Source organism: Agromyces sp. NPDC052230 (assembly GCF_040679595.1).
In the GTDB taxonomy this organism is placed as follows: domain Bacteria; phylum Actinomycetota; class Actinomycetes; order Actinomycetales; family Microbacteriaceae; genus Agromyces.
In genome coordinates this window covers 503,855-517,480 of the sequence record NZ_JBFAVC010000002.1, presented here as the reverse complement: position 1 = coordinate 517,480, position 13,626 = coordinate 503,855, and the positions used below count along the sequence as shown (strand labels likewise).

Annotated in this window: 10 protein-coding genes; 8 read left to right on the top strand and 2 right to left on the bottom strand. The window is 66.9% G+C overall.

The window, feature by feature from the left end; translation table 11 throughout:
* Positions 1–210: 210 nt before the first annotated feature.
* The 4 genes from AB0K73_RS07640 (at position 211) to AB0K73_RS07625 (ending at position 6,423) form a co-directional block, all read left to right on the top strand.
* Complete coding sequence (locus AB0K73_RS07640; protein WP_364775052.1) at positions 211–3,630, top strand: RHS repeat-associated core domain-containing protein; 3,420 nt, start codon at positions 211–213, stop codon at positions 3,628–3,630.
* A complete protein-coding gene (locus tag AB0K73_RS07635; protein WP_360512273.1) occupies positions 3,631–4,194 on the top strand; it encodes a hypothetical protein in 564 nt (187 codons plus the stop codon).
* 598 nt (positions 4,195–4,792) lie between these two features.
* Entirely contained in the window at positions 4,793–6,022 is a 1,230-nt protein-coding gene (locus tag AB0K73_RS07630; RefSeq protein ID WP_360512271.1) for an acetyl-CoA C-acyltransferase, read from the top strand.
* Positions 6,022–6,423, top strand: coding sequence for a hotdog domain-containing protein (locus AB0K73_RS07625; RefSeq protein ID WP_360512269.1), 402 nt, complete (start codon positions 6,022–6,024; stop codon positions 6,421–6,423). Before AB0K73_RS07630 ends, AB0K73_RS07625 begins: the two co-directional genes overlap by 1 nt.
* Before the next feature lie 104 nt (positions 6,424–6,527).
* On the opposite strand, the gene AB0K73_RS07620 is transcribed toward AB0K73_RS07625, so the two are convergent.
* Both AB0K73_RS07620 and AB0K73_RS07615 read right to left on the bottom strand, forming a co-directional pair.
* Complete coding sequence (locus tag AB0K73_RS07620) at positions 6,528–7,547, bottom strand: dihydrodipicolinate synthase family protein (RefSeq protein ID WP_360512267.1); 1,020 nt, start codon at positions 7,545–7,547, stop codon at positions 6,528–6,530.
* A gap of 12 nt (positions 7,548–7,559) precedes the next feature.
* Complete coding sequence (locus AB0K73_RS07615; RefSeq protein ID WP_360512265.1) at positions 7,560–8,573, bottom strand: ornithine cyclodeaminase family protein; 1,014 nt, start codon at positions 8,571–8,573, stop codon at positions 7,560–7,562.
* A gap of 134 nt (positions 8,574–8,707) precedes the next feature.
* On the opposite strand from AB0K73_RS07615, the gene AB0K73_RS07610 reads away from it, so the two are divergent.
* From AB0K73_RS07610 to AB0K73_RS07595, 4 genes are all read left to right on the top strand, one after another.
* Complete coding sequence (locus AB0K73_RS07610) at positions 8,708–10,084, top strand: aldehyde dehydrogenase family protein (RefSeq protein WP_360512263.1); 1,377 nt, start codon at positions 8,708–8,710, stop codon at positions 10,082–10,084.
* Positions 10,085–10,128: 44 nt separating this feature from the next.
* Positions 10,129–11,070: a LysR family transcriptional regulator gene (locus AB0K73_RS07605; RefSeq protein ID WP_360512261.1), complete on the top strand. Its 942-nt coding sequence runs from the start codon at positions 10,129–10,131 to the stop codon at positions 11,068–11,070.
* Between the two features lie 88 nt (positions 11,071–11,158).
* Entirely contained in the window at positions 11,159–12,661 is a 1,503-nt protein-coding gene (locus tag AB0K73_RS07600; RefSeq protein WP_360512259.1) for a bifunctional 3-(3-hydroxy-phenyl)propionate/3-hydroxycinnamic acid hydroxylase, read from the top strand.
* Positions 12,662–12,684: 23 nt separating this feature from the next.
* The gene (locus AB0K73_RS07595) at positions 12,685–13,626 is read left to right on the top strand and encodes a VOC family protein (RefSeq protein WP_360512257.1); all 942 of its coding nucleotides are present in this window, start codon (positions 12,685–12,687) and stop codon (positions 13,624–13,626) included.

The window sequence follows — 13,626 nt, the reverse complement described above, 5'->3', positions numbered from 1 at the left end:
ACGACGACCACGTTCAACGAATACAGCCAGCCGACGAAGGTCGACGACCGGGGCGACACCAGCACCGCCGCCGACGACCTGTGCACCACGACCACATACGCCCACGCCACCGACACAACCCTGGCAGTCAAACACCTGGTGGCCCTCCCGGCCGCCGTCGAGACGCTCTCTATCGCGTGCGACCAGCAAGCATCTCGGCCGGCCGATGTGGTGTCCGCGTCGAAGATCACGTACGACACCTCCGGCCGGCCGACGAAGACCGAGACCATCGACCCGCAAGATGGCGACGGGTACATCCAGACCGCGGCCGTCGCGTACGACACCCGCGGCCGGGTCACCACGACCACGGATGCCGCCGGGCAGGCCACCACCACCGGGTACACCCAGTCCGCAGGCGGCCTCGTTACGAAGACCACCACGACGAACCCGCTGACGCATGCCACGACGACCCAGTTCGACCCGATCCTCGGGGTCCCGGTCTCCTCGACCGACGCGAACGGACGCACCACGACCGGCGTGTATGACGCGCTCGGACGTCTCACATCGGTCATCTACCCACAGCACACCACCGCCCAGTTCCCGTCCGTGGTGTACGAGTACACCGTGCAGCCGAACGGGCTGAACGCGGTCGTCACGAAAACGCTGTCCGCGGATGGGAAACGCCAGCACGCGAGCGCCGTGCTCTACGACGCCCTGCTGCGACCGTTCCAGACTCAGCAGCAAGGACGCGGCACCGGGACATCCGATCAGGGACGGATGGTCGCGCACACCCGCTACGACTCCGCCGGCCGGATCATCGAACAGACCGAACCCTGGTGGGTGCAGGGTGCCGTGTCCGCGACCCCCGAGGTCAAGCCCGCGGACACGTCGGGGCACACCACGTTCGTGTACGACAACGCGGGACGTCAGACCGCGCAGATCTTCTGGGTCCACACCGACTCCAACCCCACCCACGAGATGTGGCGCACCACCACGGACTACAACGGGGCGACCACGCTGCAGATCCCGCCGATGGGCGGCACCCCGACCGCCACGACCGTCGACGCCCGGGGTCGCACCATCACGCTGACCCAATACCAGCGCGACCCCGACACGAACGCCGCTGCGACCACCCCAGCATTGGTGACCGCGCTCCCGAACCCCACGACCACGACCTACGCGTACGACCCCGCCGGCCGACTCACCGGCATGACCGACCCGAGCGCGAACTCGTGGTCGTACGCCTACGACTGGGCAGGCCGGCAGATCACCGCTTCCGACCCCGACGCCGGGACCTCGACCACGTCGTATGACGTGCTCGGCCGAGTAACGACTCGGACGAACGGGAACGGGCAGACCCTCGGCTACACGTACGACGCCCTCGGCCGCACCACCAGCGTCCGCGACGGGTCCCCGACCGGCACGGTGCGAGCGTCATGGGAATACGACACCGTCCTCAAGGGCGTCCTGACGTCGTCGACCCGGTACGTCGCCGGGCAGGCGTACGTCACCCGCACGGATGCCTGGGACACCGCGTACCGGCCAACCCAGACCAGCCTCGTGCTACCGAACGCGGGCGCGTTCACCAACCTTGCAACCCGCACGTTGAGCACCAAGGTCGAGTACACCGTCGACGGGCAGCCCGCGAAACTCACCTACCCCGCCATCAAGAACACGGCCGGCAAGACGATCCTCGGCGCCGAGACCGTCACCACCGTCTACGACGCCGCCTCGTCGATGCCGTCATGGATGAGCGGCGGCTTCGGATGGGGCGTCTATGTCGCCACGTCCCAATTCGCCGCCGACGGCCGCCCCCTGCTCACCGACCTCGGCAACACCTACGGCGCCGCCGTGTCGTACCGGTACGAAGACGGCACCAAGCGGCTGTCGGGGATCAGCCTGGACCGGGAACGCATCAACGGCACCGAACTCGACCTGCACTACACCTACGACCAAGCCGGGAACGTCACCAGCATCAAAGACACCCCAACCAGCCCACCACTGGCCGGTGCCGGGTTCCAAGACAACCAGTGCTTCAACTACGACGGCCACGCACGCCTGCAGACCGCATGGACGCCCGCCAACGCCGACTGCACCCAAGCCCCCACCGCTGGCGCGATGGGTGGCGCGGCACCGTACTGGACGAACTACACCTACGACGTCCTCGGCAACCGCACCAAACAGACCACCACAGCGGCAAGCGGCACTGCGACCACCACCACATATGCGCACGGCGACGGCGCGGCAGGCCCGCACGCGGTCACCAGCGCCACGGTGTCCGGCACGAGCACCACCTACGGCTACGACGCGGCCGGGAACCGGACCAGCGTCGCCACAGGCGGTACGACGACTGCCTCCACGTGGGACGCCGAGGGTGAACTCACTGGAACCGGCGGCGCCTCGTTCGTCTATGACGCCGACGGGAACCGCATCGTCCGCACCGACACGACCGGCACCACCGTCTACGCCAGCGGCCAAGAGATCCACATCACCTCAAACGGAACGGTAAAGGCGACCAGGTACTACTCGTTCGCCGGCAACACCGTCGCGGTGCGCACCGACCGCGGCCTCGGCAACGGTGTCACCTCACTCGTCGCCGACCACCACGGCACGCCAGTCGCAGCGATCCCGAACGGCGGCCACCCAGCCACGACCGCGATCAACAGGTTGTACACGGACCCATTCGGTGGCACCCGTGGCACCGCGAGCGCGTCGACAATCCCAGGCGATCGCCAGTTCCTCGGGAAGACCCGCGACGGGACCACTGGACTCACCCAAGTCGGTGCCCGCTACTACGACGAGAACATCGGCGGCTTCATCAGCGTCGACCCCATCCTCGACCTGAACGACCCACAACAGTGGAACGCGTACGCCTACGCGAAGAACAATCCGGTGACCCGCTCCGACCCAACCGGCCTCCTCGCCCTCGGCGCCACCGACTACGAGGACATCAACGGGAAATCCTTCAAGTCCAAGGCAAACGGAACCGTTCAGGCTTCACCGCCAAAGACGGTGGCCCCACCGGTCAGCTCGGCGAGCGTCGTCGCGTTGCCGGCGACGGCCGCGGGGGCGTCGCTGCTCGAAGCACTCTTCGGCGGGTTGACGTGGGGAGCAGTCGGTGCTGCCGGTGGCTCGGCCTTGTCGGTCGGGGGCGTACTGATGATGTGCGGCTCCTCCACCGACTCTTGCGCCGACGCGAATCACAAGCGCGAAGCGGCGGCACAGGTCGAGGTGTCCACACCCGCCGACCCCAACCCCTGCCCGCCGGACGACGCTACGTGCCTCTTCACCGGAGTTCCATCGAAGCCGAATGCAGGAAGAGACAGTTCAGACAAAGCGCAGTGGGATCTGGATTCTCTCTCACAGAGCGGGATGCGTGAAGCAAAGAACAATCTCACACGGGCGGGCTACGAGTATCAGAAACACATGAACAAGGGTGATCTGTCGGTCGTTCCCGGACGAGAACTGAACTCCACGGGGCAGAACCTCCTCGACGATATACTCACCAACCCCGCGACCGTGCGCTCGCAGGTGACGACGGGGAACTTCCCAGGCGGCCAGCGATACATCATGCCCGACCCAGCGGGCGGTCGTGGACTGGGTGCTACTTTTGATTCCAACGGTCTATTTCAGTACTTCGGGCGGTACTAGATGAAAGTCCAGCCTTGGGGGGCGGATGTCGACGACGCGTTCCTTGCGGATGTGCTCTCGCCCGCTCTTGGTGAACCCATTTCGGCCGTGTTCTACGAAGTCCCTGCAGGCGGTCATTGGCCGGATGGCCATCGAAGCTTGCGTGTCCATGAGGTCGACCAATCAGTCTGGATTCGATTGGGCTCCAATAGTTGGCTGGTCTTTTCCTGGGCGATGGATGGCTTGCGGGAAGGACTGGCCGTCGAGCTGACTGTCTCCGGGATGCCTGACTCGATCGCCAACGGGGACCTCTTGGATGTGAGTTCGATCCCCGATTGGATGAGCCAACTTGGAGGCTCGATTGTCGGAATCGCTGTAACTTGGCACGTTCCGAATGAAGGCTGCCCGGAGATGCCGTGGTCATTCCGCCTCGACCTTTCGAATGGATCGAGTGTCGTTATCGCGCTCGGAGAGGCTGACGGTTCGGCGTTCGCCTATTCTCCAGATAGTCTCCTTGTCTTCTTCGATTCTGAACTCGCTCGTGGTTATAGAATTCCTGCCAGCTCAACGTCGTCCTTCGGGTGAATCACTCGACCGCTCGGTGTGTTCCAGATGTCTTCCTGGGATGAAGTGGCGAGCGCCTCGGCGCAGGCGGTTTGCGGAGACCGGTCAGCCCGCCGCCCGGACGCCGAACTGAGATATCCCGGCGGCTCCGGAGGCGTGAGTAACGCGAGTGAATGTAGGGTTCCTCCTATGTCGAATACCGAGGCTGTGAATTGGGCTGGCTCGGCCGGTGATTTGATCCGCGCACGTTTATCCAATACTTTTGACCCGAGATGGCCCGAGGACGCCCGAGCTCATCGGGTAGCATCGAGATCCGACAGCAACCACCGCGGCAAGGAATTCCTGACCACGGCGAGATTATTCGAGAAGTCCCGGCTTGCGCCGAGATGGCCAGTCGAGGGCCTAGGAGTTCCATCGGTCACGGGTTCAAGTCCCGTCCGCCCTACAAATGACTTCTGATCAGGTTTTTTCCTGACCTCCGTTCTGTTGCTGTGGAGGCGGGCGAGAGGCTGCTGACGTCCCTCGAGTCTCTCGCCCCATCTGAGGGATCGAACACACTGCGCGCTTGGCCAGATACGATACGATACGACTCGAACAATTGCCCTCGAGCAGATAAGGCGTGAATGCCGTGACAAAGCAGGCTTCTCCGAACGACGCGGTCGTCGTCGCCTACAAGCGCACCGCATTCGGCCGTGCGCGAAAAGGCTCCTTGGCAGCTGAGCGCCCCGAGGACCTCGCATTGGCTGCCGTGAGGGGCGCGCTCGGCGACGTTCCCATGCTCGATCCCGCAACCCTCGAGGACTTCTACCTCGGCACGGCCGTGCCTGAGGGCGCCCAGGGTGACAACGCCGCCAGGCGCGTCGCGGTCTATGCGGGGCTGGATGGGTTGCCCGGCGCCACGGTCAACCGCTTCTGCGCCTCATCGATGCAGGCGGTCGCCGGGGCCGCGCGCGCCATCCGGGCGGGTGACGGCGACGCGTTCCTCGTCGGCGGCATGGAGTCGACGTCGAGTACCCCGCCGATTCCCACACACCTCTATCCGAGGTCGGATGTCCCAGCCGCCCGCGCCGACGAGATCTTCGCCGCGGCAGGGGAGTGGAGCGATCCCCGTGGCGACGGCCTCGCGCCCGACGTCTACATCGCGATGGGGAAGACCGCCGAGTTCGTCGCTCGCCTCACGGGTACCACACGCCGCGATCAGGACGAGTGGGCACTGCAGTCGCAGCGCCGCACCGCCGCCGCGCTCGACGCAGGCTTCTTCGAACGCGAGATCGCGCCCTACACCCGCGCCGACGGCAGCATCGTCGCGACGGATGACGGCCCCCGACCCAACACGACCCTCGAGGGACTGGCCGCACTGACCCCCGCCTTCCACGAGGCCGGCACCGTGACGGCCGGCAACGCGAGTCCACTCAACGACGGCGCCTCCGCGGCGGTGCTCATGAGCGCTGCCAGGGCAGCGGAACTCGGTCTCACGCCGCTCGCTCGGATTCTCGGCGCCGGCGCGACGGCGCTCTCGCCCGAGATCATGGGCCTGGGTCCCGTCGACGCGACCCGCAAGGTTCTCGGTCGACTGGGCCTGACCGTCGATGACCTCGACCTCATCGAGCTGAACGAGGCGTTCGCGGCCCAGGTGGTTCCGGTCGTACGCCAACTCGGCGCCGACCCCGATCGCGTCAACGTGCACGGCGGCGCGATCGCCATCGGGCATCCGTTCGGTGCGACCGGGGTCCGGCTCACCGGCACCCTGATCAATGCGCTGCAGGAGCGTGACGGCACGCTCGGCCTCGCCACCCTCTGCGTGGGTGGGGGACAGGGCATGGCACTCGTGCTGGAGCGGCTCCGCTGATGGGCATCGTCGATCCGTTCATCCAGGGGGTGCTCGAGAACGAACCCTCGTTCGCATGGTTCGGCTTCACGATCGAGGAGGCCACCGAAGGGCGGGCCGTCGTCTCACTCGTCGTGGGTCCCGGGCATGTCAACGCCAACGACATGGCACACGGGGCGATCGTCTTCGCCGTCGCCGACCAGGCGTTCGCAATGGCGGCGAACACGCTCATCCCGCACGCCGCCACGGGCGACGCTCAGATCCACTACCTGGCACCGAGCCGCCTCGGTCAGCGACTGGAGGCGGTGGCAGCGGCGAGTTGGGCCGACGACCGTCGCGCCGTCATCGACGTCACCGTCACCGCTGATGGAACCGTGGTCGCCAGCTACCGGGGGATGGCTCGCGCCACCAAGAGACCCTGATCTCGATCTGGGATGGCCTGCAGCCCGCGACATCCCACACGAAGTCAGCACCCACGAGAGCGGGGCCCGGGCAGAATCAACTTCGCCCGGGCCCCGCTCGTCGTTCAGGCCTGCGTGCGGCCCTTCACGAACTCGCTGTCGGGCAGCTCGGTGACCGGGAGCCCCGATGCGACGAGCGCTTGGCGCGCCTGCTTCATGAGGCGGTCGGGGATCCGCGGGGCCGGCGCACGGAGCGCCCCGCCATTGAAGCCCGCGAGCCACTCCTGGTACTTCCAGCCGGTGCGGTTGATGACCGTGGTCCCGACCGAGGAGCCCGTGAGGATCGCGACGTTCGCGGCACGGGCGGGAGCGACCTGCCACCACAGCTCCATGGCCTCCTCCCACTTGCCTTCGCGCGCGAGGTTGAAGGCTCGGGGGAAGTAGTCGCTCATCCAGTTGGTGTTGCTCGTGCCGGAGAAGTGGAAGTCGAGCACCGACATCAGCGGGATCGTCTCGGATTCGATCGGGCACGAGATGACCACTTCCTCTCGGAAGTGGTGGTACATCTCCATGACTCCGCCGATGGTCGGATACCCCTGCTCGGCCTTGATCGCGACGATGTTGGGGATCTCGTCGAGCACCCTGCGCACGAAGGGCACCGGCATGCCGGCAGGGTCGATGCGCTCGAAGCCCCATGCCGGGAGTCCGAAGAGCATGGCACCGAGGTCGGTCGAGTCGGCGAGCCGCTTGGTGTAGTCGAACACCTCATCATGGCTCGTCGGCCAGAAGGCCGTCGGGTACGAGATGAGCACGCTGTCGACGCCCTCCTTCTCCGCGAGCGACAGCGCGTGGATGTTCTCTTCGAGCGTGTTGAAGGCGGCATGGAAGAACAGCTGGAAGTCGGGGCCTGCGGCTTCTCGTGCGACGGCCGTCACCCGTGCGTTCTCTTCGGGCGTGATGTTGAGCTCGGTGATGAGGAGCGTGCCCGCGTATCCGAGCTCCTTGAGCTTCAAGATGTCGTGACGGATCGCATTCTCGTTGATCTTCGAGAAGTCGGGGGTGTACGAGGGCATCGTGACGGCGATGCAGCCGTTCCAGTTCTGCTTGGCCCACGCTCGGGCCTCGCTCTTCGTGTAGTCGACCATGTCTCTGCTTCCTTACTTGCGGGTGGTCACGATGCCGACGGGCAGCTCGGTGCCGAGCCCCTCGCTGCGGGCGCGGTCGTAGAGCATCTCGGCGACCACGACGTCCTGCAGCCCCGAGCCGGTGGACTTGTAGATTCGGATGCCGCGTGCTGCGTCGATCGGGCGATCCCCGGCAACCGCGCTCGACAGGGGGATCACCAGGGCGTCGACGTCGACCCCCGCGGCGCGTGCGGCGATGAGGTCGCCGCTGCCGTGCACGACCTCCTCGACGGTGTCGGCGACGACGACGGATGCTCGGGAGAAGAGGTCCGCGGGCAGTTCGCGTTGCGCGGGAGTCGTCGAGCCGATGGAGACGACGGTCGCGTCCTCGCCGACCCAATCCGCTTGCACGGTCGGGCTCTCGTCGCGCGAGCGGGCGGCGCACAGCACCAGGTCGGCGCCCCGCACCGCGACCTCGGCCGCGCTCACCGCACGCACGGGGGCGCCGAACCTGCCATCGAACTCTGCAGCGAAGGCCTCGCGGTTCCGCTCCGTCGGGCTGTAGACGCGCACCTCAGCGAATTCGAGCACCTGCGCGAATGCGGTGAGGTGGGAACGCGCCTCGAAGCCGGAGCCGATTACGCCAACGGTGAGCGGATGCCGCGGCGTGAGTGCCTCGGCGCCCACAGCGGTGGTTGCGGCGGTGCGAAGCCCCGTCACTCGGTTGCCGTCGACCAGTGCGACAAGGTCGGCGGTGTCCTTGTCGAACAGCGAGATGAGATAGCTCACCCGCAGCCCGTCGGCGAAGGACCCGTTGATCGACTTCGCACCGAAGAGCCTGCCGCTCGCGGGGACCGAGGGCATGATGCGCATCCACTCGCGGCCGCTGTCGGCGAAGATGCGGCCGGGAGTGCGCTTCTCGTCAGTGGCGGTCGCGTACGCGTCGCGGATCGCCACGATCGCGCGGCCCCAGTCGGACAGCCGCTCGACGTCGTCGTCGGTGAGGAACAGGGGAAGGCGGTCGGGCAGTTCGCCGTCGGCGCTCATGGATCACTCCTTCGGGATCAGCGTTTCGAGCCCCAGTGGCGACCCTTGCGGCATCCATCAAGCAATACGAAACGCATCGTATGTAATGCGACTATACTCGGTCACACCACATCGTCTCAACGAGAGAGAGCATCATGGCGATCGCCACCGTCAATCCGACCACCGGAAAGACCGAGATCATCATCGAGCCGCACAGCCCGGCTGAAGTGGCCGAGCGGATCGCGGAGTCGGCGGACGCCGCTCGTACGTTGCGCGGCACCTCGTTCGCGCAGCGGGCCGAGTGGATGCGAGCCGCGGCCGCCATCCTGGAGGACCAGGCCGAGGGCCTCGGCGAACTCGTCACCGTGGAGATGGGCAAGCCCATCGCGCAGTCGGTCGCCGAGGTGCACAAGTGCGTGAAGGCGATGCGGTTCTACGCCGACAACGCCGAAGCCTTCCTCGCCGACCAGCCGCTCGACGATCCGTCGAAGGTGGGCGCATCGAAGGCGTGGACCCGCTACGAGCCGCTCGGCGTGGTGCTGGCCGTGATGCCGTGGAACTACCCGCTCTGGCAGGTCATCCGGTTCGCCGCACCGGCCCTGATGGCCGGCAATGCCGGCCTGCTCAAGCACGCCTCGAACGTGCCGCAGTCAGCGCTCATGCTGGACACGCTGTTCGAGCGCGCGGGCTTCCCGAAGGGATCGTTCCGCAGCCTTCTGATCGGCGGGAGAGAGGTGGCCGCGGTCATCGCCGACCCGCGGGTCATGGCAGTCACCCTGACGGGATCGGAGCCGGCCGGCCGGTCGGTCGCCGCGGCCGCGGGCGACCACGTCAAGAAGGCCGTGCTCGAGCTCGGCGGATCGGACCCCTTCATCGTGCTCGCGAGCGCCGACGTGAAGGCCGCGGCCGAGACCGCGGTGCGCGCCCGCATCAACAACAACGGCCAGTCCTGCATCGCCGGCAAGCGCTTCATCGTGCACGCCGATGTCTACGACGAGTTCGCCGCCGAGTTCACCGCACGCATGGCTGCGCTGAAGGTCGGCGACCCACTGCTTCCCGAGACAGAGGTCGGGCCCGTCGCCACCGAAGCCGGTCGCCAAGACCTCGTCGACCTCGTCGACGACGCGCGGGCGAAGGGGGCCACGATCCTCACCGGGGGCAGCGCACCCGACCTTCCGGGATGGTTCTATGCGCCGACAGTGATCGCCGATCTGCCGGATGACGCGCGGCTCGTGCAGGAGGAGGCGTTCGGCCCCGTTGCATCCCTCTATCGCGCGATCGACAACGACGACGCGCTGCGGATCGCAAACCAGACGACCTTCGGCCTCTCGAGCGCGGTGTGGACGAACGACTCCGATGAGGAGGCTCGGTTCCTCGCCGAACTCGACGCTGGAGCCGTGTTCATCAACGGGATGACGGTGTCGTACCAGGACTTGCCCTTCGGCGGGATCAAGCGCTCGGGCTTCGGCCGAGAGCTCGCCGCCGTCGGCATCCGGGAGTTCTGCAACTTGAAGACCGTCTGGAGGGCGTGAGCGTCCTCCAGCCTGCGCGTATGCGTTCGCGATAGCGTGAGGCCGTGGTCAACGCGGACTATAACCTGCTGCGGCCCCTCCGGGCATTGCTCGAGGAGCGCAGTGTCACGCGCGCGGCCGCACGACTGCGCATCTCGCAACCGTCGATGTCGATCGCGCTCGCGCGACTTCGCGCGCACTACGAGGACCCTCTGCTCGTACGACATGGCAATCGACATGAGCTGACGCCGCTGGGGGAGCGGCTGCTCGCCGCGCTCCCGCAGGTCATCGCCGAGACCGAGCAGGTGTTCCGGCTGAAGTCGCGATTCGACCCGGTGACGAGCACGCGCACGTTCTCGATCGCCGGCGTGGACTACATGATCGTGCGGATCGCCCCGGCGCTGACCAGGATCGTGGAGCGCGAGGCGCCGAATGTGCGGTTCGAGTTTCCAGCGGCCGACGGACGTCTCGTGTCAGGGGTCCCCGACTCGCTGCGCACGATCGACGGCGCGATCCTTCCGCACGGGTACGTCACGGACCAGCCACATCTGGATTTCGAGCCGGAGGCCTGGGTCTGCCTCGTCGATGCGGCAGCCGGAGTCGGCGAGCAACCCTCCGCCGACGAACTGCTCACGCGGCCCTGGGTGCAGACGCTTCCCGCCCGCGAGGGAGTGACCCCGGTGGCCCAGCAACTCAAGTTCCGCGGGATCGACGTCTCGGTCGTGGCCGCGACGCCGCACTTCTTCGTCGTGCCGTCGCTCATCGTCGGAACCGATCGAGTTGCCCTCGTGCCCGAGGGTTTCGCGCGCATGGCTGTGCGCTCGGAGCCGCGGCTGCGCCTGGTCGTGCCACCGCTGGATCTCGACCCAGTTCGCGATGCGTTCTGGTGGCACTCTGACCGCGAGCACGACGCGGAGCACGTCTGGCTGCGAGGAGTCGTTGCCCGCGTGCGCGACGAGGTCATTCGAAAACCTAATCACGGAGATAGCCAAGTCAACGTTTCTTGATGGCGCTCTAACGTCCAGAGTGGATTGCATCGATACGAACTGTCGCGTAACATCCGATACGGAACGTATTGCACACAAAGGAGTGCTTGTGAGAACCGACGTCGATGTCGTCGTCATCGGAGGTGGCCCGGTCGGAACGACCGCGCTCGCGCTGCTCGGCCAGGTCGGGCTGACCGCGATCGGCCTCGAGAAGGACCGGGAGATGTGGCCCACCGCGCGTGCGGTCCACTTCGATGGTGAGACGATGCGCACCCTGCAGCGACTCGGCGTCGCCGAGGAGTTCGCGGCCGTCACGATCCCGATGAAGGACGTCCAGATCATCAACGAGGCCGGTGAGGTGCTGGTCCACGCCCCGACCGACCGACTCGGCGACCAGGCGTGGAACGACCACATCAGCTTCCACCAGCCCGACGTCGAGGCGCTCATCCGTGCCGTCGTCGACCGCACGCCCGGAGTCGAGCTCCGGTGCGGCGTCACGGCCACGAAGGTCGAGAACGTCGACGGCGGCGTCGAGGTCACAGCCACCGACGATGCCGGCCGTCAGCAGGTCGTCCGGGCTCGCTGGGCGATCGCCGCCGACGGCGCGCGGTCCGGTGTCCGGCAGGCGCTCGGCATCGAGAGCGAGAAGTTCGGCGAGGACGAGCAGTGGCTCGTCGTGGACGGCCAGCTCACCAACGCTCCCGGCTACGACGCCGACATGATCCAGTTCGGGCGGTATACGCGTCCGGCGCTCTGGCTCCGGCTCCCGGGAACCCGGGTCCGGATGGAGTTCATGCTCATGCCCGACGACGACCCGCAGGAGATCGTCACGCCGGCCGCCGTCGAACGGATCAGTCATGGTGCCCTGCCGGTGGGGAAGTTCCAGCCCGATCGCCAAGCGGTCTACACGTTCCGTGGGCGTATCGCGGATCGGTGGCGAGCGGACGCCATCTTCCTCGCCGGGGACGCCGCCCACCAAGCGCCGCCGCTGTTCGGGCAGGGCCTCTGCGCCGGCATCCGCGACGTGCAGAACCTCGTATGGAAGCTCGACCTCGTGGCGCGAGGAATCGCGGGCGAGGAGTTGCTCGAGACCTACGAGAGCGAGCGCAAGCCGCACGCCACCTTCTGGGTGAAGACCGCAGCCGACCAGGCCGTGATGATCCAGACCACCGATCCCGAGGTGGCCGCGGGTCGTGACGCCTTCATCAGGTCGCACCCCGAGGCGAGCGCCGTGCCGACCTCCCCGGGCCTCGGCGCCGGCCTGCACGAGGGTGACCGCGACGACCGCGCCGGCAAGCTCAGCGTGCAGCCGATCCTCCAGGACGGCACCCGTCTCGACGACATGGTCGGCACGCACTTCGTCGTCGCCGCCGACCGGGCACTGTACAGTGCCCTTCCCGCCGGACTCAAGGCGGCCCTCGACGAGGACGGTGACACCGTGACCCTGCTCGACCCGCTCAAGGTGGGCGACATCCTCGCCGCCGCCGGCGCGAGGGCCGTCGTCATCCGCCCGGACCGGTACATCCTCGGGGTCGGCGACACCGCCGACGACCTCGAGCGTCTCATCCGCCGGATCCCGGCGATCGCGCACGCCGCGACCGTCACCCATTGAAGCTTCCACCGAAGGAGCACGTCATGTCATTCAGCCCGATCACCCACATCCGCCACTTCGATATCGCGGTGCCCGACTTCGACCAGCAGATCGAGTTCTACAAGAACCACTGGGGACTCACCGTGCAGCACGACGACGGCGACGTCGTCTACTTCGCCGCCGAGGGCTCGCCCGAACAGTACGTGACCCGCGTGCGACGCTCGACCGACAAGCGGCTCGACCTGGTGGCCTTCGGCGCCGCCGATCGCGCGGCGGTCGACACGCTCGCGCAGAACCTGACCGCATCGGGCGTGAAGCTCGTCTTCGAGCCGACCGATCTCAAAACCCTCGGCGGCGGATACGGATTCCGATTCTTCGACCTCGAGGGACGCACGGTCGAGGTCTCGACCGATGTCGAGGTGCGCGAGCACCGCAAGATCGAGGAGCGCGAGGCCATCCCGGTGCGCCTCTCGCACGTCGTGCTGAACTCGAGCCAACCCGAGAACATGCGGGCCTGGTACGAGAAGCACCTCGGCTTCCGCCTCTCGGATACACTCAACCACCCGCACGCCGGCGACCTCTTCTACTTCATGCGGTGCAGCTCGCAGCACCACTCCATGGCCATCGCCCGCGGCCCGCACGCCTCGCTGCAGCACGCGTCGTTCGAGTTGCGCGGCCTCGACGAGTACATGCGAGGGAGCGGCCGCATGATGCGCGCCGGATACCGGAAGATCTGGGGCCCCGGTCGCCACGCCGCTGGTGACAACACCTTCACCTACTTCATCGACCCCAACGGGAACACGATGGAGATGACCACCGAGCTCGAGATGATCGACGAGGACACCTGGCACCCGCACATCTTCGACGTGCAGGAACCTGAGACCTCCGACCAGTGGGGCACCGGCGGCGACATGGACGAGTTCATCACCAAGGAGATGTTCAACGACTCCGACAACCACCACCTCTTCGTCGCGCCGCCGGTGTGA